The 20,574-nt window shown below is 74.4% G+C and carries 22 protein-coding genes; 10 read left to right on the plus strand and 12 right to left on the minus strand.

The annotated features are described in order from the left end of the window. Positions 1-111: 111 nt before the first annotated feature. The 4 genes from AC4MBH_RS22745 to AC4MBH_RS22760 are packed head-to-tail and all read right to left on the minus strand — an operon-like array spanning position 112 to position 3,056. The gene (locus tag AC4MBH_RS22745; RefSeq protein WP_491797693.1) at positions 112-1,041 is read right to left on the minus strand and encodes an NAD(P)/FAD-dependent oxidoreductase; all 930 of its coding nucleotides are present in this window, start codon (positions 1,039-1,041) and stop codon (positions 112-114) included. A 39-nt stretch (positions 1,042-1,080) separates the two neighbouring features. After that, positions 1,081-2,148, minus strand: coding sequence for a GTP-binding protein (locus tag AC4MBH_RS22750; RefSeq protein WP_491797694.1), 1,068 nt, complete (start codon positions 2,146-2,148; stop codon positions 1,081-1,083). A gap of 46 nt (positions 2,149-2,194) precedes the next feature. After that, positions 2,195-2,596 (minus strand): hypothetical protein, encoded by a 402-nt coding sequence (locus AC4MBH_RS22755; RefSeq protein ID WP_491797695.1) that lies wholly within the window; start codon positions 2,594-2,596, stop codon positions 2,195-2,197. Positions 2,597-2,630: 34 nt separating this feature from the next. Further along, positions 2,631-3,056: a Fur family transcriptional regulator gene (locus AC4MBH_RS22760; protein ID WP_491797696.1), complete on the minus strand. Its 426-nt coding sequence runs from the start codon at positions 3,054-3,056 to the stop codon at positions 2,631-2,633. 157 nt (positions 3,057-3,213) lie between these two features. Between AC4MBH_RS22760 and AC4MBH_RS22765 the strand changes: the two genes are divergently transcribed. From AC4MBH_RS22765 to AC4MBH_RS22790, 6 genes are read left to right on the plus strand one after another with little or no spacing between them, the layout of a single operon-like run. Continuing rightward, entirely contained in the window at positions 3,214-4,203 is a 990-nt protein-coding gene (locus AC4MBH_RS22765; RefSeq protein ID WP_491797697.1) for a permease, read from the plus strand. Continuing rightward, positions 4,191-4,952, plus strand: a complete 762-nt coding sequence (locus AC4MBH_RS22770; protein WP_491797698.1) for a TIGR03943 family putative permease subunit — start codon at positions 4,191-4,193, stop codon at positions 4,950-4,952. The genes AC4MBH_RS22765 and AC4MBH_RS22770 overlap by 13 nt, the downstream gene beginning before the upstream one ends. Continuing rightward, complete coding sequence (locus AC4MBH_RS22775) at positions 4,949-5,389, plus strand: hypothetical protein (RefSeq protein WP_491797699.1); 441 nt, start codon at positions 4,949-4,951, stop codon at positions 5,387-5,389. Before AC4MBH_RS22770 ends, AC4MBH_RS22775 begins: the two co-directional genes overlap by 4 nt. Before the next feature lie 37 nt (positions 5,390-5,426). After that, the gene (locus AC4MBH_RS22780) at positions 5,427-6,350 is read left to right on the plus strand and encodes a metal ABC transporter solute-binding protein, Zn/Mn family (RefSeq protein ID WP_491797700.1); all 924 of its coding nucleotides are present in this window, start codon (positions 5,427-5,429) and stop codon (positions 6,348-6,350) included. A 10-nt stretch (positions 6,351-6,360) separates the two neighbouring features. Next, positions 6,361-7,122 carry a metal ABC transporter ATP-binding protein gene (locus AC4MBH_RS22785; RefSeq protein WP_491797701.1) on the plus strand — a complete coding sequence of 254 codons (762 nt, stop codon included), beginning with the start codon at positions 6,361-6,363 and terminating at the stop codon, positions 7,120-7,122. Further along, a complete protein-coding gene (locus AC4MBH_RS22790) occupies positions 7,122-7,994 on the plus strand; it encodes a metal ABC transporter permease (protein WP_491797702.1) in 873 nt (290 codons plus the stop codon). The genes AC4MBH_RS22785 and AC4MBH_RS22790 overlap by 1 nt, the downstream gene beginning before the upstream one ends. 122 nt (positions 7,995-8,116) lie before the next feature. Here AC4MBH_RS22790 and AC4MBH_RS22795 read toward each other — a convergent pair whose 3' ends face one another. Further along, positions 8,117-9,247 (minus strand): hypothetical protein, encoded by a 1,131-nt coding sequence (locus AC4MBH_RS22795; protein ID WP_491797703.1) that lies wholly within the window; start codon positions 9,245-9,247, stop codon positions 8,117-8,119. A gap of 43 nt (positions 9,248-9,290) precedes the next feature. On the opposite strand from AC4MBH_RS22795, the gene AC4MBH_RS22800 reads away from it, so the two are divergent. Continuing rightward, complete coding sequence (locus AC4MBH_RS22800; protein WP_491797704.1) at positions 9,291-9,755, plus strand: hypothetical protein; 465 nt, start codon at positions 9,291-9,293, stop codon at positions 9,753-9,755. Positions 9,756-9,764: 9 nt separating this feature from the next. Next, the gene (locus AC4MBH_RS22805) at positions 9,765-10,217 is read left to right on the plus strand and encodes a hypothetical protein (RefSeq protein WP_491797705.1); all 453 of its coding nucleotides are present in this window, start codon (positions 9,765-9,767) and stop codon (positions 10,215-10,217) included. Positions 10,218-10,353: 136 nt separating this feature from the next. On the opposite strand, the gene AC4MBH_RS22810 is transcribed toward AC4MBH_RS22805, so the two are convergent. After that, positions 10,354-11,616 (minus strand): glucose-1-phosphate adenylyltransferase family protein, encoded by a 1,263-nt coding sequence (locus AC4MBH_RS22810; protein WP_491797706.1) that lies wholly within the window; start codon positions 11,614-11,616, stop codon positions 10,354-10,356. A gap of 96 nt (positions 11,617-11,712) precedes the next feature. Further along, the gene (locus AC4MBH_RS22815) at positions 11,713-12,900 is read right to left on the minus strand and encodes a zinc-dependent alcohol dehydrogenase (RefSeq protein ID WP_491797707.1); all 1,188 of its coding nucleotides are present in this window, start codon (positions 12,898-12,900) and stop codon (positions 11,713-11,715) included. A 129-nt stretch (positions 12,901-13,029) separates the two neighbouring features. On the opposite strand from AC4MBH_RS22815, the gene AC4MBH_RS22820 reads away from it, so the two are divergent. Then, a complete protein-coding gene (locus tag AC4MBH_RS22820; protein ID WP_491797708.1) occupies positions 13,030-13,980 on the plus strand; it encodes a TIGR03557 family F420-dependent LLM class oxidoreductase in 951 nt (316 codons plus the stop codon). 278 nt (positions 13,981-14,258) lie between these two features. On the opposite strand, the gene AC4MBH_RS22825 is transcribed toward AC4MBH_RS22820, so the two are convergent. From AC4MBH_RS22825 to AC4MBH_RS22845, 5 genes are all read right to left on the minus strand, one after another. Beyond that, complete coding sequence (locus tag AC4MBH_RS22825) at positions 14,259-15,089, minus strand: glycosyltransferase family 2 protein (RefSeq protein WP_491797709.1); 831 nt, start codon at positions 15,087-15,089, stop codon at positions 14,259-14,261. Next, positions 15,086-16,078, minus strand: a complete 993-nt coding sequence (locus AC4MBH_RS22830; protein ID WP_491797710.1) for a glycosyltransferase — start codon at positions 16,076-16,078, stop codon at positions 15,086-15,088. The genes AC4MBH_RS22825 and AC4MBH_RS22830 overlap by 4 nt, the downstream gene beginning before the upstream one ends. Continuing rightward, on the minus strand, positions 16,075-17,142 hold the full coding sequence (locus AC4MBH_RS22835) for a glycosyltransferase family 4 protein (protein ID WP_491797711.1): 1,068 nt from the start codon (positions 17,140-17,142) through the stop codon (positions 16,075-16,077). The genes AC4MBH_RS22830 and AC4MBH_RS22835 overlap by 4 nt, the downstream gene beginning before the upstream one ends. Then, complete coding sequence (locus AC4MBH_RS22840) at positions 17,139-18,242, minus strand: glycosyltransferase family protein (protein WP_491797712.1); 1,104 nt, start codon at positions 18,240-18,242, stop codon at positions 17,139-17,141. Before AC4MBH_RS22840 ends, AC4MBH_RS22835 begins: the two co-directional genes overlap by 4 nt. A 418-nt stretch (positions 18,243-18,660) precedes the next feature. Further along, the gene (locus AC4MBH_RS22845; RefSeq protein WP_491797713.1) at positions 18,661-19,395 is read right to left on the minus strand and encodes an AfsR/SARP family transcriptional regulator; all 735 of its coding nucleotides are present in this window, start codon (positions 19,393-19,395) and stop codon (positions 18,661-18,663) included. Between the two features lie 247 nt (positions 19,396-19,642). Between AC4MBH_RS22845 and AC4MBH_RS22850 the strand changes: the two genes are divergently transcribed. Then, positions 19,643-20,569, plus strand: a complete 927-nt coding sequence (locus AC4MBH_RS22850) for a manganese catalase (protein ID WP_491797714.1) — start codon at positions 19,643-19,645, stop codon at positions 20,567-20,569. The last annotated feature ends 5 nt before the right edge of the window (positions 20,570-20,574 follow it).

The raw sequence follows: 20,574 nt of genomic DNA on the forward strand, positions 1-20,574 counted from the left end.
TCGTCGTGGGCGAACGGGGGTGCCCGAGGAGACGTAGGGCCCCGTCACCGAGGCATGGTCTCGAGACGGTTGCCAGCGCAACCTCCTCGACCAGCGACGGTCCACGTGGCCTCAGGACCCCACGATCGCCCGACCCAGCGCCCGGCCGGAGAGCCAGGCCGCCTCGACCTTGGGCGTCGGGCCCCACCCGTCGCCGCAGGCCCCGACGCGGCGGCCGTCCGGCAGCTCCTCGAGCAGGAACGGCGCGGTGCGCTCGCCCGTCGGGCGTGCGACCGACCAGCGGTGCAGGTGGGTGTGGGTGGGGTCGGGGAGGCCGAGCAGGTCGCGCAGCGCCTCGGTCATCGGTCGCGCCGCCGCCTGCGGGTCGGCCAGGAAGGGGCGGGCGAAGGCGGGGGTGGAGTGGGCCACCAGCACCGGCGCCCCGTCGCCGCGACGACGGCCGTCGTCGGCCACCCAGCCGAGGACGTCGTGGCCGTTGACGAATGCGCCGTCGAGGTCCCAGGCCCGCTCGGGCCACCGGGCCGCGAGCGCGAGGACCGGGTCGAAGGCGCGGTCGAGCCCCGCCCGCACCCCGTCGTACGACGCGTCGTCCGGCAGCAGCCGAAGCGCTTGCGGGTCGGGCATCGCGAGCACCACCACCGGCGCGTCGGGCAGTGCCTCCACGTGCTCGCCGAGCCCGACGTCGAGCCCGGTGGCCAGGTCCTCGACCAGCGACCGCAGGCCGCCGGGGGCGCCCCACCGCACCGGGCCGCTGGTGGCGCGCGGGTCGGCGCCGGCCTCCAGCACGGTCAGGGTGTCGGTCCACGGCGTCGCGAGCCCGCGCCGCTCCCAGTCGTCGACGACCGCGGCGAAGTCGTCGTCCCCGACGGTCAGGTAGGACGCGCCCAGGTCGACCGGCCGTCCCTCGAGCCGCCGCGACGCCATCCGGCCGCCCACCCGGCGACCGCGGTCGACCAGGCGCACCGGCACCCCGGCCGCGACCAGCTCGCGCGCGCACGCCACCCCGGACAGTCCGGCACCCACGACCACGACCGGTTCCATGCCGTGATCCTGCCAGGGCCCGGACACCCCGGTGGGTGGTCAGGCCACGTCGCGCCGCGGCCCGAGCCAGGCCTCGAAGCCGTCGGTCGCGGCCGCCCACGGGCCCCGCTCGGCGGGCCGCAGCAGCATCTCCTCGAAGGCCGGCCCGAGGTGGGCGGGCGGCGTGCCGGTGCCGCTGAGGACGAGCCGCGTGAGCCGCCCGCGCCGTCCCCAGGACCCGCCGCGGCCGATGCTGAGCTGGCCGCCGGCGCCGTCCCAGACCAGGACGTCGTCGGGGCGCGTCGGCAGCCAGAAGCAACCGCGCGAGCGGTGCCGGCCGCCGCCGAGCCGCTCGAGCCGGTCGAGGAGCCGCTCGGGGTGCAGGGCCCGGTGGGAGCGCAGGTCGACGCGCCACGAGACCGCCGGGGCGGGCGGTAGGTCGAGGGTGCGCACGGGGTCGACCCAGGCGCGGGTGCGGGCGTGGTCGTGCAGCCCCTCGACCAGCCGGGCGCCGTCGAGGTCCGCGGTGGCGACGACGACGGCGTCGGGGCGCGCGAGGTCGGCGAGCAGCGACCGGGCCGCGTCGTCGGCGTCGCCGTGCACCGCGACCGCGTCGGCGGACTCGACGAGCCCGCAGCCGACCTCGCCGACGCCGCGGTGGTCGTCGAGCGCGGCGTGCACGCCGCGCTCGACCAGCAGGTCGTCACCGAGGAGGTCGTCGGCGACCGTCGGGCCGGCGACGGCGGCGACCACGGCCGCGACCCGCAGGTGCCGGGCCAGGCGCGGGTCGCCCGCGACGGCGGCACAGACCTGCTCGCCGCTCGCGCCGAACGGGAGGTGCGCGACGACGCTGGCCCAGCGGCCGTCGGTGGCCAGGCGGTCGAGGGTGGGCAGCACGTCCTCGCGGATCGCGCAGCTCACGCAGGCGTGGTCGAGCTCGACCTCGTGCCGCTCGAGCACCCCGGTGACGTCGCTGACGGTGCGCCGCAGCACCGACCGGTCGTCGTCGAGGTGTCGGACCCGGTGCCGCACGGCGACGGCGCGCGGCAGGTCGAACTGCAGCGAGACCATCGCCGTCGCCATCGCCTCGGGGTCGACGCCGGTGAGCAGGACGACGGGTGTCCGCATGTGCACCTCCACGTGCAGGTCGAGAACGGTGAGTTGAGAATCGTTCTCATCTTTGCACGACGGCCACCGCGGCCGCCACCGCGCCGGCGACCGCGAGACCGCAGCGCACCCGGTCGACGACGACCAGGCGGCGCCGGAGGTCGTCGGTGTCCGCACCGAGCCGGCCGTGCAGCGGCGCCGCGACGGCCGCCGTGACGCCGAGCGCCCCGGCCGTGGCGGCCAGCGCCACCCAGCCGACCGGGTCCGGGCCGGCCACGACGTACGCCGCGCCCGCGGCGAGCAGGACGGCGTACACGAACCCGACGAGCGGCACGATGCGGCGGGAGTGCCGGGCGTGGGCGGCCTCCCAGCCGGCCCGCGGCACCTCGACGAGCGCCGGGTAGACCAGCAGGGTCACCGTCACCTGGAAGCCGGCGTGCAGCGCCGCGGCCATCGCGAACGCGATCACGCACGCACTGTGGCAGCCGGAGGGCCGGCGGGGCTCACCCCCGGGCGAGGACCTTCTGGCAGGCAGGGCAGGTGCCGAACAGCTCGACGGTGTGGCTGACCTCGGAGTAGTCGTGCTCCTCGGCCTTGGCGCTCGCCCAGCGCTCGACGGCCGGACCGGCGATCTCGACGGTGCGACCGCAGTGGCGGCAGACCAGGTGGTGGTGGTGGGTGGGGCTGCAGCGGCGGTAGACGGCCTCGCCGCCGTCGGTCTTGACCATGTCGACCTCACCGCCGTCGGTGAGCGCCTGCAGCGTGCGGTAGACCGTGGCGAGCCCGACCGGGTCGCCAGCACGGCGCAGCGCCTCGTGGATCTCCTGGGCGGTGCGGAAGTCGTCGCTGGAGCTGAGCGCGGCCTCGACCGCGCGCTTCTGGCGGGTCGAGCGCGTGCCCACGGGCCGCGCGACGCTCTGGTCGTTCAAGGAGGTCCTCCGCGGTCGAGGGGGGCGGCAGTGCCACCACGTTACCGGTCCGTACCGCGACCCGCGCCGGTCGTCGTCCCCGGACGCGCCCCGGATGTATCGATAATGGTGTTCACTACCCCCAGCAGTCGTCCGCTCCCGTCGAGAGGCACCACCCGTGAGCATCCCTGCCCCGGCCGGAGGGACCGACGTACGCCGACGCCCCGTCGGCCAGGTCGAGGTCGTCGCCCTGGCGATCCTGGTGATCCTGGTCAGCGGCCGCTGGCTCGTCCCGCTGCTCGACCACCCGTCCCTGGCGACGTGGAGCACGATCTTCGTCGCGATCGTCATCCAGTCGACGCCGTTCCTCGTCGTCGGCGTGATCCTCTCGGCCGTCATCTCGGCGCTGCTGTCGGAGAAGGTGCTCGACCGGATCGTGCCCAAGAACGCGGCGCTCGGGGTGCCCGTGGCCGGCATCGCGGGCGTGGGCCTGCCCGGCTGTGAGTGCGCGGCCGTCCCGATCGCCGGCAGCCTCATCCGGCGCGGCATCGCGCCAGCCGTCGCCCTGACGTTCCTGCTCGCCGCGCCGGCCATCAACCCGGCCGTCATGGTCTCCACGGCCGTGGCGTTCCCCGGGCAGCCGAGCATGGTCGTGGCCCGCTTCCTCGCCTCGCTCGTGACCGCGGTGCTCGTCGGGTGGTGGGTGCTGTCCCGGGGCGCCCGGCTCCCGATCACCAAGCGCCTCGAGGCGTTCGACGAGGGCATGACCAAGCGCGAGAAGTTCGTCGAGACGGTGCGCCACGACTTCCTGCACGCCTCGGGCTTCCTGGTCATCGGCGCCATCCTGGCCGCCGGCATCAACACGTTCGTGCCGTCGTCGATCGTCGGCACCGTGGCCGGCCAGGCCGTCCTCGGCGTGCTCACGCTCGCCCTGTTCGCGTTCCTGGTGGCGCTGTGCTCGGAGTCCGACGCGTTCGTGGCCGCGAGCTTCACGGCGTTCTCCGACACCGCCAAGCTCGTCTTCCTCGTCGTCGGCCCCGCGATGGATGTCAAGCTGGCGGCCATGGAGGCCGGCACCTTCGGCGGGCCGTTCGCCCGGCAGTTCGTCCCGGTGGTGATCGGGACGGCGATCCTCTCGGCGGTCACGGTCGGGTGGTGGCTGCTGTGAGCCGCGCGAGCTCGGTGCGCGAGCGCCTGTCCCGCGGGACCATGTCCCGCCCGACCCAGGGCCTGCTGATGGCCTTCCTCGGCGCCGTGCTGGTGCGGCTGTCGCTCACCGACGCCTACCTCCGCTTCGTCACCTCGTGGATGAAGTGGCCGCTGCTGGCCAGCGGCGTCCTCCTGATCGGCCTCGCCGTCGGGCTCGTGGTCTCCGAGCGCGGCGCCCGCGACGAGCGCGACCACGACGAGCACGACGACGGGCACGGGCACGGCCCGGTCCCGCTGGTCACCTGGCTGCTGGTGCTGCCCGGCCTGGTCACCTTCGTGATCAGCCCGCCCCAGCTCGGCTCCTACCTGGCCGAGCGCCGCTCCGGCGAGGCCCAGACCGTGGCCGAGCCCGCCGCGCTCAGCGACCTCGGCGGCGGCGAGGTGGTCGCGGTCGACGTCACCGAGTTCATCTGGCGCGCCCAGGACGGCGGCACGACCCTCGAGGACCAGCCCGTCGAGCTGACGGGCTTCGTGTCCTACGACAAGGACGACCACTGGTACGTGACCCGGATGACGATCGGGTGCTGCGCCGCCGACGCGATCGGCTACCAGGTGCAGGTCGACGGCGCCGAGGCCCCGCCGCGCGACCAGTGGGTCACCGTGACCGGCACGTACGCCGCCGGCACCGGCACCGACGGCAAGGCTCCGCCGGTGATCACCGCGACCGGGGTCGAGGAGATCTCGGCCCCGGCCCAGACGTACGAGTGAGCAGGCTGCGACCGCTCGGCGGGGCCGCCCTCGTGGCAGCGGTGGTCGCGACGGCGTTCCTGGTGGGGGACGGCGACGACGCCCCGGCGACGCCCGACGAGCCCACGCCCACCGTCTCGGCCGAGGAGTTCTGCGCCGGGTTCGGCGACCTGGCCGCCGCCCGGGAGGCACAGCTGCAGTCGGCGTCGCCGATCGCGGTGGCCGAGCTGAGGTCGGCCGTCGCCCGGGTCGGCGAGCTGACCGCCGGGACGGAGATGTCCGAGACTGCACGCGCCGGCGTCGAGTTCCTGGTCGCGGCATTCGGGTCGCTGCCTGACGACGCCACCGTCGACGACGTCGCGGAGGCCGACGCCCGGTCGACGGTCGCGGACGACGTGCACGCCCAGGCGCTGGAGTCGTACATCGGCGAGAGCTGTGGCGAGGATGCCGCTCCCTAAATGCGAACGGTTCTCATTCTGATGTAGCCTCCTCGGCATGAAGGCCCACCTCTTCCTCCCCGTCTCCCTGCTCGCCCTCACGTCCGTCGCCGCGTGCGGTTCCGAGTCCGACTCCGCGGGCGACGGGCCCGACGGCGCCGACGGCGCCGTCACGGTCGTCGCCTCGACCAACGTGTGGGGCGACGTCGCCGCCGCGGTCGGCGGCGACCTGGTCGAGGTCACGTCGGTGATCACCGACAGCTCCCAGGACCCCCACGGGTTCGAGGCCGATGCCGACACGCTCCTCACCGTCTCGCGGGCCGACCTGGTGGTGGCCAACGGCGGCGGCTACGACGACTTCGTCGGCACGATGGTCTCCTCCAGCGAATCCGACGCGCCCGTGGTCGACGCCTTCGAGGTCTCCGGGCTCGATGACGACGCACCCGAGGGCGAGGAGGTCAACGAGCACGTCTGGTACGACGTCCCGAGCGTCGCCGAGGTGGCCGCGGAGATCGCGACCCGGCTCGGCGAGGTCGACCCCGACAACGCCGACGCCTACACGGCCAATGCCGAGACGTTCACCGCCGGCCTCGACGAGCTGACGACCGCGACCGAGGAGCTGCGGCCGAGCGTCGAGGGCACGCCCATCGCGATCACCGAGCCGTTGCCGGTCTACCTCGCCGAGGCACTCGGCCTGGAGGACCGCACGCCCGCCGAGCTGGCCGAGGCGATCGAGGAGGGCGAGGACGTGCCGGTCGCGGTGGTCCAGGAGACCCTCGCCCTGTTCGAGGACGGCGAGGTCGACGTGCTGCTCTACAACGACCAGACGACCAGCCCGGTCACCGACGAGGTGCGCACCGCGGCCGAGGACGCGGACGTGCCGGTCGTGCCGGTCACCGAGCTGCTGCCCGAGGGCACCGACTACCTGACCTGGATGCGCGGCAACATCGACGCCGTCGGCGCCGCGCTGAGCGGTCAGTGACGCGCCGCGGATGAGCACGGTCCTCTCGCTGCGCGGCGCCGGTCTCGAGCTCGGCGGTCGTGAGCTGTGGCGCGACCTCGACCTCGACGTCGCCCCCGGCACCTTCCTCACCGTCCTGGGCCCCAACGGCTCGGGCAAGTCGAGCCTGCTCAAGGTGGTGCTCGGGATGCGGGCGCTGACCCGGGGCGAGGCGCGCGTCGGTGGGCGCGTCGTACGTCGTGGTGACCGGCGGGTGGGTTACGTGCCGCAGCACCAGGGGTACGACGCCGACACCCCGCTGCGCGGTCGCGACCTCGTGCAGCTGGGGGTCGACGGGCACCGCTGGGGCCTGCCCGCGTGGCGGCGCTCCGACGTCGTCGCCGACCGGCTCCGCCAGGTCGAGGCCGAGCACCTCGGCGGCGTCCGGCTCGGCCGGATGTCGGGCGGTGAGCAGCAGCGGGTGCGGATCGCGCAGGCCCTGGCCACCGACCCCGACCTCCTCCTGTGCGACGAGCCGCTGATCTCGCTCGACCCGCGCCACCAGGCCCGCGTCGTCGACCTGCTCGACCGGCGGCGCCACGAGCACGGGACGGCGGTGGTCTTCGTGACCCACGAGATCAACCCGGTGCTCGGCGCCACCGACCTCGTCCTCTACCTGATGGCCGGCCGGTTCGTGCTGGGGCCGCCCGACGAGGTGCTGCGCAGCGACGTCCTGTCGTCGCTCTACGGCACCACCGTCGAGGTCGTGCGCCGGCACGACCGGGTCGCGGTCCTCTCGGACCTGTCGGCCTGATGGACCTCCACTTCTCCGACTTCGTCGACTTCTCGAACTACGGCGAGCTCGTCCCGCTCGTCCAGAACTCCCTGTACGCCGGCGCCGCACTGGGCCTGCTCGGCGGGCTGGTCGGGGTGTTCGTGATCGCGCGCGACCTGCCGTTCGCGGTGCACGGGATCAGCGAGATGTCGTTCGCCGGGGCCGCGGCGGCGCTGCTGCTCGGGGGCAGCGTCGTCGCCGGCTCCTTCGCCGGCTCGGTCGTGGCGGCCGGCCTGATCGCCGCGCTCGGCGCCCGGGCGCGCGAGCGCAGCTCGGTCATCGGGGTGCTGATGCCCTTCGGCCTGGGCCTCGGGATCCTGTTCCTCGCGCTCCACGACGGCCGCTCGGCCAACAAGTTCGGGCTGCTGACCGGCCAGATCGTCGCGGTCGACGACGACCGGCTGGCGCTGATGTCGACCACGGCGGCGGCGGTCGCGCTGGTGCTCGCGCTGATCTGGCGGCCGTTGATGTTCGCCAGCGTCGACCCCGACGTCGCCGCGGCCCGCGGCGTGCCGGTCGGGCTGCTGCACTGGACCTTCATGCTCCTGCTGGGCTGCACGATCGCCGTGGCGGTGCAGGTGGTCGGGGCCCTGCTCGTGCTGGCGCTGCTGTGCACCCCCACCGCCGCCGCGATCCGGCTGACGTCGTCGCCGGTGCTGCTGCCGCTGGTCTCGGCCGCGTTCGCGCTGACCGCGATGCTCGGCGGCACGTTCCTGGCCCTCGGCACCGCGATCCCGATCAGCCCCTACGTCACCACCATCTCGTTCCTGATCTACCTGGTCGCACGGCTGGTCGGCCGCCCCGACCGGCGCGGCGTACCGGCGCCACGCACCGTCGACGCGCACGGGTAGCCCGGGCGGCGGTGAGCCAGCGACCGTTCCCGGACCAGGACGGTCCCCAGGTCACCGCTCCCCGCGCCGACCCCCGGCGGCGGTGGGACAGAGGCCGTTCGACGACCAGGACGGTCCCTGGCTCACCACTCCTCCTGGGGCGTCGCCGAGATGCGCAGGCCGGCGGCGGCGGTCGTCCGGGTCCGCGCCGGCCCGACGTCGCCGCGGCCCAGGCGGGTCAGCTCGTAGTCCACCTCGAGCTGCATGCGGTGGACGTCGCGCGCTGCCGACACCTGCCACACCAGCCGCCGGCTGTCCGGACCCGTAGGCGCGCCCTTGGTCTCCAACCGGGTCAGCGGCGCGAGACCGTCGACCGTGACCTGCCAGTCCGTCTGGCGAGCGGTGTAGTGGACGACCGTGTCGTCGCCCGGCAGGTAGACCGGGGCGATGACCGACACGTCGACGTCGGCGACCAGCCAGGACTTCCCCTCGGGGGCCCAGCCGAGCCCCCAGACGTAGGGCACCGACCAGACCTGGCGCACCCCGCAGTAGAACGACAGGTCGAGGCCGCGCTCGACCCGCGGCTGCGGCGGGCAGGTGGCGTCGGTGGTGCCGTAGCCGAACTGGTCGCGCTCGAGGTCGGCGGCCAGGTCGTGGAGCGGGGCCGCGGCACCGGGGTCGGGCTCGCCGGCGCCGGTGTGGGCCAGCGGCACGGTCTGCGAGACACCGTCGAAGGTGACCTCCGCCGTCAACCGGGCGCCCTCGGGGACGACGACCCAGACGCTGCCGTCGTCGCCGATCACGCCGAGGTGGTCGGCGCCCAGGTCGAGCTCGCGGACCGCCTCGTCCGCACCGGACGCCCTGACCTGCAGGGCGAGCGAGGCCGGCAGCCGCTCCATGTCCTCGGGGAACTTCGCGAGCACGTCGCCCCGCATGATCTGGTCGAGGTCGAGGCTCCACGCGGGGACCCCCTCCCAGAGGACGCCGACGAACTCGAAGCCGTCGGGGGCGACCAAGTCGGCGATGCCGCGGTAGTCGTCGACGTCGAGGAAGTCGAGCCGAGACCGCGGCTGGGTCACGGCCAGCTCGACCCGGCCGTCGGGGACGTAGGCGACCTGCTCGGTGCCACCCGAGCCCGGGTCGCCCTCGAGCACGGCGTACTCGTCGGCGACCACGTCCTGCGGGTCGTCGTCACCCAGCGCGTCGCACCCGGTCAGGGCGAGCGCGACCGCGGCAGCCGTGGCGATCCGGAGCAGAGGACGTCGTCGGTTCATGTCGGCAGCCTTCCCCGTTCTCGCGCGACGTAGCCTCACGGCCGTGACGTCGTCCTCCTGGTCGCCCGGTGATCGCCGGCTGGTCACGGGGTTCCTGGCCGGACTGGTCGTCCTGGTGGTGCTCGTCGGCGACCCCCGGGCCGGCACCGACCGCGACGACGGCGGGACCGCCTCGGTGCCGGCCGGTCGGTTGTGCCGCTCACTGGACCGGATGGCGGTGCTCCGCGACGAAGTGGTCGAGGGCACCTACGAGACCACGATGACCGACCTGCGCGCGGCGGCGACCCGGACCCGGGAGGTGGGCGAGCGCACGACCGGCCTCGACGGACAGGCCCTGGCCGGGCTCGTCTTCTTCACCGACCTGTTCCTCGCCCTGCCCGACGAGCCGACGCCCCAGCAGCTGCTGAGCGCCGGCCGCCCGGCCTCGGTCACCGACCAGGCGCACGCCGACGCCCTCGTCTCCTGGCTCGACGACCACTGCGGACGGGACGCCAGGGGCGCTCGATAGCCTCGGGACGTGGCCAAGCTCCAGGGACGTGCCGTGGCGACCGTGCTGGTACCACTCGTCCTGGTCGCCGGGGTCGTCGTGGCCGTCCTGGCCCTCGGCACCGCCGACGACGGCCGGACGCCCACCGACGACGCGACGACCCCGAGCCTCGCCATCACGACCACCCCCTCCGTCCGGCCCGATCCCCAGACGTGGTGCCTGCAGTTCCGGGCGTTCGTCGAGGCCAACACCCAGTACGTCGCCGGGCCAGGCGACGCGACCGCCGACGTGCTGGTGCGCGAGGGGGTCGCGCTGCTCGAGCTGGGTCAGCCGCTCGGCCTCGACGACAGCGGCCTGACCAGCCTGCGGGAGCTCGTGTCGGGCGCCCTGGCCGGGGCCGGCGGGCCCACCGAGGTGCCCTCGGGCGCGCCGGGCGACCCGGCGGTGCTCGACGGCTACCTCGCGACCACCTGTCCCGCCTGAGGACGCGCGGCGGGTGCGCGCCGCCACGACCGGGTGCACGGCCGCAGCGGCGCGACGACCTATGTCTATCGGTCTAGGCGACTTGGCGCCACTCCCGGGTGCCCGGTGGCGCCTGCCACGTGGGAGGCGGGACCCCTCACCGGTCGGGGGCGCCCGTGGTGCCGGGATCCAGCCGGCCCCCCGCCGGTACGACGGCCCCCGCCGGCACCACGCAGGTGCGGCCGACCAGGGTGATCGCGTCGGAGTCGTCGAGGTCGGCGTCGGCCGACCCGACGACGGCGTCCGCCCCGATCTCGCAGTCGGTGTCGACCACGCTGCGGTGCACCTGCGCACCGGCCCGGACCACGGTGTCGGCGAAGACGACGCTGTCGACGACCTCGGCCCCGGCCTCGACCACGACCCCCGGCCCGAGCACGCTGCGCCGGACGGTGCCGGCGACGGTGGCGCCGGGGCTGACCAGGCTGTCGGCGACGACCGCGCCCTCGAGCACCCGCGCGGGCGCCCGCTGGGGCTGGTGGCTCAGGATCGGCCAGCCCTCGACACCGAGCACGTCCTGGCCGTCGAGCAGCATGTCGCGGTGGGCGCGCAGGTAGAGGTGCGGCTGGCCGAGGTCGCGCCAGTAGCCCGGCAGCGCGAAGGCGAGGGTGCGGCCACGCTCGATCATCCGTGGCACCAGGTGGTCACCGAAGTCACCGATCCCGGTGTCGCCCGCGTCGGCGTCGGGACCGAGCTCGCGGTGCAGGGTCTCGAGCACCTCGATCAGGGCGCCCGGGTCGTAGGCGAAGACCTCGGTCGCGACCACGCCGTGGTCGGGGTCCTCGGGCTTGTAGTCCAGCGCGGTCACCCGGCCGTCGTCGTCGGTGGTCACGACCGCGTGGTCGGAGGCGTCGGCGACCGGGACCGTCGTGGTGACGACCGTGCACTCGGCCTCGCCTGCGAGGTGGGCCTCCACGACGTCGGCGAGGTCGAGCCGGTAGACGTGGTCGGCGCTGAGCACCAGCAGCACGTCGGGATCGAACTGCTTGACCTGGTCGCGCACCCGGTAGAGCTCGTCGGCGTTGCCGAGGGCGAAGCCGTCCTCGTCCATGCTGCCGGTGCCCTGCTGCGGCATCAGCAGCCGGAGGCCACCGTCGTTGCGGTCGAGGTTCCACGGCCGGCCGTTGGCGACCTGCTCGGCCATGGTCGCGGCCTGGAACTGCACCGAGAGCCACACGTGCTCGACGCCGCTGTGCGCGAGGTTGGACAGCGGGAAGTCGACGAGTTGGAAGACGCCGGCGAACGGCAGGGCCGGCTTGGCCCGCTCCCTGGTCAGCACGTCCATCCGCGACCCCGCGCCTCCGGCCTGGATGATGGCGAGCACCTTGGGGCGGCGGAGGCTGAGGGGCGCGGCTGGCGTCATGCTGGATCTTGGCACGCACCGCGCGACGCCGGCCTCGCCCCCAGGGGTTGGGGTCGAGGCCGGCGTCGGGTGCGGTCGGGTGCGGTCAGCCTGCGGTCAGGGCTTGAAGACCACCTTGACCATGCCGTCCTCCTTGTCCCGGAACTTCCGGTACGCCTCGGGGGCGTCGTCGAGCGGGAGCTGGTGGGTGGCGAAGCCCTCGACGCCGAGAACGTCCTCGTCGCGCTGGAGGAGATCAAGGATGTCGTCGCTCCAGCGGTGCACGTTGGCCTGGCCCATGCGCAGCTGCAGCTGCTTGTCGAAGAGCTGGAGCATCGGCATCGGCGACGCGGCGCCGCCGTACACGCCCGAGATCGAGACGGTGCCGCCGCGGCGGACGGCCTCGAAGGCGGTGTAGAGCGCGTCGAGACGGTCGGAGCCGGTGTTGCGCATCGCCACCTCCTGCAGCTTCTTGGGCAGGAACCGCAGCGACTTCTGCGCGGCCTCCGCGACGGGCGACCCGTGGGCCTCCATGCCGACGGCGTCGATCACCGCGTCGGCACCGCGGCCGTCGGTGAGCTCGCGCACGCGGTCGGGCACGTCGTCGGCGTCGACCTCGTTGGTGTCGATCGTCTCGCCGCCGCGGGCGGTGACCCGGGCGAGGCGCTCACGCACGGAGTCGACGGCGATGACCCGCAGGCCGCGGTGCTTGGCGATCCGCGCGCACATGTCGCCGATCGGCCCGGCGCCCATCACCAGCAGCGTGCCGCCCTCGGGGGTGTCGGCGTACTCGACGGCCTGCCACGCGGTCGGCAGCACGTCGGAGAGGTAGAGGAACCGCTCGTCGGGCCGGCCGTCCGGCACCTTGATCGGCAGCGTGTCGCCGAACGGCACCCGCAGCGCCTCGGCCTGGCCGCCGGGCACCTGGCCGTAGAGCTTGGAGTAGCCGAACAGCGAGGCGCCGGTGCCCTGGTCGCGGTTCTGGGTGGTCTCGCACTGGCTGTGGAGCCCGCGCGAGCAGGTCCAGCAGGTGCCGCACGAGACGTTGAACGGGACGACGACCCGGTCGCCGGGCTTGAGGCTCTGCACCTCGGGACCGACCTCCTCGATGACGCCCATCGGCTCGTGGCCGACGACGTCGCCGGGAGTCATGAACGGGGTGAGCGGGTCGTACAGGTGCAGGTCCGAGCCGCACAGACCGGTCGAGGTGATCCGGACGACCACGTCGGTCGGCTCCTCGATCCGGGCGTCCGGTACGTCGGTGACCTGCATGTCGTTGCGGCCCTGCCAGGTGACGGCTCTCATCGGCTCTCCTTCTCGTCGGTCGTGCTGAGGTCTACCTCCCCGGTGCCCAGCGAGGACGGGGCGGCGTTCACCCCTCTGGGCGCGTGGGGGCCCACCGGTACCCGCGGCGCGAGTGGGCACCGGGGGCGCATGACGACGTACGGCTGGTTCCTGTCCTGCGAGGAGTTCACCCCCGCCGAGCTGGTCGAGCAGGCCGTCGCGGCCGAGCGGGCCGGCTTCGAGGCGCTGTGGGTCAGCGACCACTTCCACCCCTGGAACGACGAGCAGGGGCAGTCGGCCTTCGTGTGGGGCGTCATCGGTGCGCTGAGCCAGGCGTGCTCGCTGCCGGTGACCACGGCGGTCACCTGCCCGACCACCCGCATCCACCCGGCCATCGTGGCCCAGGCCGCGGCGACGGCGGCGGTGCAGCTCGGCGGACGGTTCCGGCTCGGCGTCGGCACCGGCGAAGCGCTCAACGAGCACGTGCTCGGCGACGCGTGGCCGTCGTTCGACGTGCGGATGGAGCGGCTCGAGGAGTCGGTCGCGCTGATGCGGCGGCTGTGGGAGGGCGACTTCGTCACCGAGGCCGGCCCCCACTACGAGGTCCAGAACGCCCGCATCTACACGCTCCCCGACGAGCCGGTCCCGGTCTACGTCAGCGCGTTCGCGCCCAAGGCCCTCGAGGTGGCCGCCCGCATCGGCGACGGCTACTGCGGCACGGCGCCCGACGCCGACGTGGTGAGCCGGTTCAAGGAGGCCTCCGGCGGCAAGCCGACGCAGGCCGGGTGCAAGGCGGCGTACGCCCCGACGAAGGAGGAGGGCATCGACCACGCCGACCGGCTGTGGCGCCAGCAGTTCCTCCCCGGCGAGCTCAACCAGGTGCTGCCGTCGGTGCGCCACATCGAGCAGGCCAGCGAGCTCGTCACCCGCGAGCAGGTCGCCGAGGGCGTCGTCGCCGGCCCCGACCCCGAGGAGCACACCGCGCTGCTCCGCTCCTACGTCGACGCCGGCTACGACGAGGTCTACGTCGCCCCCATGGGCCCGCACGCCCTCCCGATGATCGAGGCCTACGCCCGCGACGTCCTCCCCGCCCTGCGCTGAGCGTCCGACCGTCGCGGCGGGTGGGTGGGTGGGTGGGTGTGGCTCTCGGCGTCGGGTGGGCGACCTGTCGTTCCCGCGCGATCGAACGGCAACGACACATCCACCGCCCCCCGAACTGCCATTCCCGCGCGATCGAACGGCAACGACACATCCACCGCCCCCCGAACTGCCATTCCCGCGCGATCGAACGGCAACGACACATCCACCGCCCCCCCGATCTGCCGTTCCCGCGCGATCGCGCGGCAACGACACCAGCCTCGAGGCCGGCCGCCAGCACGTCAGTCCCGCGCCACCAGCACCCAGTCGTCGCCGGACCGGCGGACCAGCCCGCGCTCCTCGAACGCCGCCAGCCACCCGGCCATCGGCCACTCGCCCCAGCGGCGGTGGTAGAGCCGGCCGTTGCGCAGGATGGCGTCGAGGTGCTCGACCGGCGGTGAGCTGACCGGGTGGTGCTGGTGGTAGGCGCGGGCCGAGCCGAGCCACCACGACTCGACGCCGGCCGCCCCGGCCTGGCGTGCGAGGTCGGTGTCCTCGCCGCCGTAGCCGACGTAGCCCTCGTGGAAGCCGCCGATCCGCTCCCAGGTGGCCGGGGTGGTCGCGAACGAGAGCGACCAGAACAGCTCGGGCCGGGTCGAGACGACGGCCTCCCCCGGACCGGGGGCAGGCCGGGCCGGGTGCGGGGCGTCGAGGGCGGCCAGCTCGGCCGGGTGGTCGACGGTCACGCCGGGCTCCAGGTAGGTGACCGGACCGGACCACAGCCGGTCGGGGTGGGCGGCGGCCGCGTCGGCGTACGCCGCCACGAGCGAGAAGCCCGCGAGGCAGTCGACGTCGAGGAGCACCACCACCTCGGCACCGCGCTCGACGAGGTGCTCGACACCGCGGTTGCGGGCGGCCGCGAGCGGCAGCCCCTCGGCCGGTACGTCGACCCGGACGACGTCACGGCGCAGCCCGTGGTCGTCGGCGACGTCGATCTCGCGGTCGCCCATCGCCACGCACGCGTAGAGGTCGGGCCGGCGCCGGCCCAGCGCCAGCGTCCGGTGCTGACCGGCCAGGTGGTGCCGCCGGCCGCGCGCGATGGTGACGACGCCGACGCGGGGCACCGCGCTCACCGGCCGCGGCCCACGTCGTCGACGACGGCCGCGAACCGCTCGACCGCTCTCCCGTCGCACCAGTCGGCCCACCGCGACCCGTCGAGCAGCGCGGCCTTGTCGAGGGCCTCGTCGTCGGTCGGCCAGGCGTCGAGCACCACGACCGGCCAGCCGCCGTCGCGCAGCTCGGTGGCGGTGGTGCGTTGCTCCTCGTGCGGCCGCTCCTGCGGTACGACGACCGCGGGCCGCCGCGCCGCGGCGACCTCGGCGATCGCGTTCTGCCCGGCGTGCGTGACCACCACGTGGGCCCCGCGGAGCAGCCGCGAGGGGTCCTCGACCCAGTGGTCGCCGCCGATGGAGGTCCACTCCCAGGCACCGGTCGCGGCCGGCGGCTCGTCGTGCCCGCCGGCGCCGGTCATCAGCAGCGCGCGGCGTCCGGGCGTCGCGGGCGGGCCACCGGTGACGACCTGGAACCGCGACAGCCCACCGACGCAGACCAGGCGTTCGCGGACCTCCTGGGCGACGCCGCGCAGCATGCCGCGTGCCTCGGCCGGCCAGAACGCGACGAGCGCGTCGGCGACCTCGAGGCCGAGCCCGTGGGCGTCGTCGTCGCGCACCCCCGGCAGCACCACCGAGACGACCGGGACGCCGTGCAGGCGCGCCAGCAGCACCATCTCGACCGAGACGTCGACCACCACCACGTCGGGACGCGCGGCCTCGATCCACGCCGAGAACGCCGCCGTGCGCGACCGCAGCCCGTCGTTCCGGAGCGGCGCCCAGTGCAGCCGTCCCCCGGCGGTCGGGCTCGTCGTCGGACCCGTCGCCGGGCCGTCGTCGTCGCGGGCCAGCCCGACCCACTCCCCCACCCAGTCGGCGGGTCGCGGCAGCGACGACAGCCCGGTCACCGAGGCACCACCGGACGCCGCCAGGTGGGCCGCGAGCGCGGTCGCCCGGTGCAGGTGGCCGCGACCCACGTGGTGCACGTAGTAGCCGACGACTGGTCCGGTCACGCCGCCACCACGCCGTCGACGACGGCGGCGTAGCAGCGCTCGTAGTCGTCGACCATGCGCTCGATCGAGCAGGTCAGCTCGGCGTGCCGTCGTACGGCGACGCGGTCGAGACGGCGTGCGGTGCGCACGGCCTGCGCCAGCGCGTCGACGTCGCCGGGCGGCACCAGCACCCCGCCCTCGGGGCCGACCACCTCGGGGAGCGCGCCCCGTGCGTAGCCGGCGACGGGCGTGCCGGAGGCCATCGCCTCGGACGCCACCAGTCCGTAGGGCTCGTCCCACGCGGGCGTCACCACCGCCACCGACGCGGCCCGCAGCAGGTGGGCGAGCTCGCGGTGGTCGAGGTGGCCGCGGTACTCGATGCCGCTGCCGAGCCGGGGCTCGATCGTGCGGGCGTAGTACTCCCGGTCGTGCGCCGGCCCGACGAGCACGAGCGGCACCCCCGCGCGACGGCAGGCGTCGATCGCCTCGTGCGGCGCCTTCTCCGGCACCAGCCGGCCCGACCACACCGCGGGTCCGCCGCCGTGGCCGAACCGCCAGCGGTCGAGGTCGATGCCGTTGCGCACGACGTCGCTGCTGACCACGTGGGCCCAGGCGCCGGCGGTGAAGTCGCTGACCGCGACGAACGTCGACGCCTCGGGGCCCAGGTGGATCGCCGACTCCACGAAGGGCAGCGGCGGGGTGTGCAGCGTCGTCAGCACCGGTACGGCGAGCGCCGAGGCCATCGCGACCGGCAGGTGGTGCAGGCTGTTGTTGTGCACGACGTCGAAGTGGTCGGCACCCGTGCGCGCCAGGCGCAGCATCAGGTCGAGGTAGGCGTGGTGCTCGGCGAGCCAGGTGGTCGACGGCGCGCTCTGGTCGGTCATCGCCGACTCGCTCACCACGAACGACGCCGGGGTGAACAGGTCGACCGGCAGGGTCGGGTCGGAGCCGACGGCCGCGAACAGGGTGACGTCGTGGCCCCGCCGGACGAGCTCGCTCGCCAGGCCGTGCGTCATCGCCTCCAGGCCCCCCGCGAACGGCTCGATGATCGGGTACCTGCTCGACGCGACCAGGCAGATCCTCACCTGGCGTCCTCGCGCGCACCGACGGCCGCACGGTAGACGCGGTCGTGGCCCTCGGCCACGACCTGCCGCTGCCGGCGCCGTTCCTCCACGCTCGCGGAGAGGTCGGGGCGCTCGGACCAGGCACGTCGTACGGCGTGGGTCAGCGTCGCGGCGTCGTAGTCGTCCTCGTCGTGGACGTAGGTCAGCACCGGCCCCTGCTCGGCGAAGTAGCCGCAGGTCGGTGCCACGACGGTGGTGCCGAGGTCGCGGCACATCTCCAGCCACCCCGAGTGGGTGCCGAACCTGTAGGGCAGCACCGAGACGTCGAGCGAGCCGAGGTAGGTGTGCAGGTCGCGGTCGGAGAGGTAGTCGTGGACCCGCAGGTCGATCCTCCCGGCGTCGGCGTGGTCGCGCAGCAGCCCGGCCAGCGCGGCGTCGTACCGGTCGCCGCGGGGGTCCAGCACGTCCCGGTGGGCGTTCACCTGCAGCACCGCGTCCGGGAGGTCGGCGACGGCCTCCACCAGCGTGGGCACCACGCGCTCGGGCGCCATCGACGGCCGCAGGCTCTTCAGGTGCAGCCCGACCCGGAACGGTCGCTCGCCCCCCGCCCGGACGCTCCGCACCTCCTCCAGGGGTACGACGTGCGGGTGCGGCAGCACGACCGCCTCCCGGCCCCACCGGGCGGCGATCTCGGCCGCGGCCCCGGGCGTGAGGGTGACGACCTGGTCAGCGGCCGGGACCAGGACGTCGAGCTGGGCGTCGTGCGCCGCACGGTCGGGGTGGTGGGGGTTGCGCAGGTCGTGGACGGTGTAGACGAGCGGCACGTCGTGGCGCCGCAGCGCGGCCACGATCCGGCGCAGGTCGGCGGGGTCGAGGGCGTCGAAGCCGAAGTGCAGGTGGAAGAGGTCGAACTCACCGGCGTGGCCGTCGATCCAGCCCGGGTCGAGCATCGCCGGCGGCCACCACTGCGCGGCGACCGGGCGGACGCCGACGGGCGGCGGGTCCGGCAGCCGCACCGGGCCGCTGCCGTCCTCGGGCGAGAGGTGGCGGACGTACACGTGGCCAGCGGGTACCGAGGCCACGGTGAGCGTGCGCGGGCGCGCGAACGAGGTGACGATCACGGATGTCAGTACCCACGGTGGAGTCCCCGGTTTCTCACCCTTCCGGGTGGGTCACCGAGATCGGTCCCGACCATCGCCGGCGACGCACGCTGGTCGAGCCCGGGTCGAGACCCGGCGAGGGAAGGCACCCTCGGGTGGTGGTTTCGAGACGGTTGCCAGCGCAACCTCCTCAACTACCGGCGGTCACCGACCCACGCTGGTCGAGCCGGGCGAGCGCCAGCGAGCCCGAGTCGAGACCCGGCGAGGGAAGGCACCCTGCTCGACCACCGACGACCCACGCTGGTCGAGGAGGGCCGCCAGGCCCGTCTCGAGACCCCGCGAGGTGCGCACCCTCGGGCGGTGGTTTCGAGACGGTTGCCAGCGCAACCTCCTCAACCACCGTCGGTCACCGACCCACGCTGGTCGAGCCGGTCGACCCTCAGCGGTCGACGGGGCGGCCGAGCAGGGGGCCGACCAGGCGGCGGATCGCGGGGGACGGCGGGAGGCCGAGCTCGGTGGCGATCAGCTGGCGGTAGCTGTGGAACTGCCGCAGCGCCTCGGCGTGGTTGCCCTCGAGCAGGTGCACCTCGATCACGCTGCGGTGGGCGCTCTCGCGCAGCGGCTCGCTCTGCACGGCCGCGAGCGCGACGCTCAGCGCGTCGTTGTAGCGGCCGTGGCTGCGCAGCGCGGTCGCGGCGCGCTCCAGCGCGTGCAGCCGGCGCTGGCGGAACGCCTCCTGCTCCACGGTGACCCACGGGTCGTGCCAGGTCGGGAGCAGGTCGCGGCCGAGCAGCGCCAGCTCGTCGGCGCCGGGGACGTCGTCGTCCTCGCCGAACGGGCGGCCCGCGGTCTCCTCGGCCTCCCACAGGTCGGCCGAGACGTCGTCGGAGAGCCGCACCGACGTCGCGTCGGCGACGACGAACGACCGTCCGCGGGGGCGCGGCAGGCGCCACAGCACCGAGCGCAGCTGGGCGGCCGCCCGCTCGCTCGCCTGGTCGGGCCACAGCCGCTCGGCCAGCGCCTGGCGGGGGGCCCGGCCACGGCGGTGCAGCACGGCCAGCACCGCGAGCAACCGCTGTCCGGCAGCCGCCGTGACCAACGGCTCGCCGTCGAAGCAGACCTCGAACCCGCCGAGGAGCACGATCCGACAGCTGGGTGCGGGCGATGTCGTCATGGCGCCTCTCGGCTCGGTGGTGATGACGTCCGGTGACCAGCCGTTGACCGCTTATGCAGGTTGCGCGACGGCGTTGCGACGCCACCGTCACGGGTGAGGTGACGACCCCGGGACACGCCGGCCACGGCGGCGCCCTCCCGCCCGCCACGGCCCGACGCACGCGGGGGCGATTTGCGCGCCCACGGCCGGGCGACGACGTACCGCCACGGTGGCGGAGTCCACGCAGCAACCGTCCTCAGGAGGACCCATGTACCGGCACACCAAGGAGCTCCAGTGGAGCGCCAAGCCCGAGCGCCCCGACGCCCTGTACGCCGCCAAGCTGCAGGAGGTGATCGGCGGCCAGTTCGGCGAGATGACCGTGATGATGCAGTACCTGTGGCAGGGCTGGGCCTGCCGCACGCCCGGCAAGTACAAGGACATGATCCTCGACATCGGCACCGAGGAGATCGGCCACGTCGAGATGCTCACGACGCTGCTGGCCCGGCTCCTCGAGGGCGCGCCGTCGGAGACCCAGGCCGAGGCCGCCGCCGCCAACCCCGCGCTGGCCGCCATCCTCGGCGGGATGAACCCGCAGCAGGCGATCGTCAGCGGCGGGTTCGCGATGCCGACCAACAGCATGGGCGTGCCGTGGAACGCCGGCTACATCGTGGCCAGCGGCAACCTGCTCGCCGACTTCCGCCACAACGTCGCGGCCGAGGCCCAGGGCCGGCTGCAGGTCGCCCGGCTGATCGGGATGACCGACGACCCGGGCGTCAAGGAGACGCTGTCGTTCGCCCTGGCGCGCGACACCTTCCACCAGCAGCAGTGGCTCCTCGGCATCGAGCAGCTCATCGAGGACGGCCACACCGACGGCTTCGAGGACTCGCGCAAGGACGAGGAGGCCTCCGAGCAGGCCTCGGTCTTCTACTCCTTCCACGAGGGCAGCACCGCCAACGAGGGTCGCTGGGCCCAGGGCGCCTCGCTGACCGGCGACGGCGACATCCGCTTCGAGCAGGGCCGGGCGCTCACCGACGACGTCCAGGAGCTGCCGGCCCCCGACCCGCTGCTGTTCGCGACGTACGACGGCTCGCACGGTCCCGGCAAGCCGGGCACCGCCGCGGGCGGCATGCTGCAGGGCGCGCAGAACCTGGCCTCCAAGGCCAAGGAGGCCATCACCCCCGGCAAGGACGACTGACCCCG

It is taken from the genome of Nocardioides sp. WJ219 (assembly GCF_058559815.1).

Bases quoted from the DNA above. Each gene is read 5' to 3' on its own strand.
- AC4MBH_RS22745 (WP_491797693.1), bottom strand. From the start codon at position 1,041: ATGGAACCGGTCGTGGTCGTGGGTGCCGGACTGTCCGGGGTGGCGTGC.
- AC4MBH_RS22750 (WP_491797694.1), bottom strand. From the start codon at position 2,148: ATGCGGACACCCGTCGTCCTGCTCACCGGCGTCGACCCCGAGGCGATG.
- AC4MBH_RS22780 (WP_491797700.1), top strand. From the start codon at position 5,427: ATGAAGGCCCACCTCTTCCTCCCCGTCTCCCTGCTCGCCCTCACGTCC.
- AC4MBH_RS22785 (WP_491797701.1), top strand. From the start codon at position 6,361: ATGAGCACGGTCCTCTCGCTGCGCGGCGCCGGTCTCGAGCTCGGCGGT.
- AC4MBH_RS22790 (WP_491797702.1), top strand. From the start codon at position 7,122: ATGGACCTCCACTTCTCCGACTTCGTCGACTTCTCGAACTACGGCGAG.
- AC4MBH_RS22795 (WP_491797703.1), bottom strand. From the start codon at position 9,247: ATGAACCGACGACGTCCTCTGCTCCGGATCGCCACGGCTGCCGCGGTC.
- AC4MBH_RS22810 (WP_491797706.1), bottom strand. From the start codon at position 11,616: ATGACGCCAGCCGCGCCCCTCAGCCTCCGCCGCCCCAAGGTGCTCGCC.
- AC4MBH_RS22815 (WP_491797707.1), bottom strand. From the start codon at position 12,900: ATGAGAGCCGTCACCTGGCAGGGCCGCAACGACATGCAGGTCACCGAC.
- AC4MBH_RS22820 (WP_491797708.1), top strand. From the start codon at position 13,030: ATGACGACGTACGGCTGGTTCCTGTCCTGCGAGGAGTTCACCCCCGCC.
- AC4MBH_RS22845 (WP_491797713.1), bottom strand. From the start codon at position 19,395: ATGACGACATCGCCCGCACCCAGCTGTCGGATCGTGCTCCTCGGCGGG.
- AC4MBH_RS22850 (WP_491797714.1), top strand. From the start codon at position 19,643: ATGTACCGGCACACCAAGGAGCTCCAGTGGAGCGCCAAGCCCGAGCGC.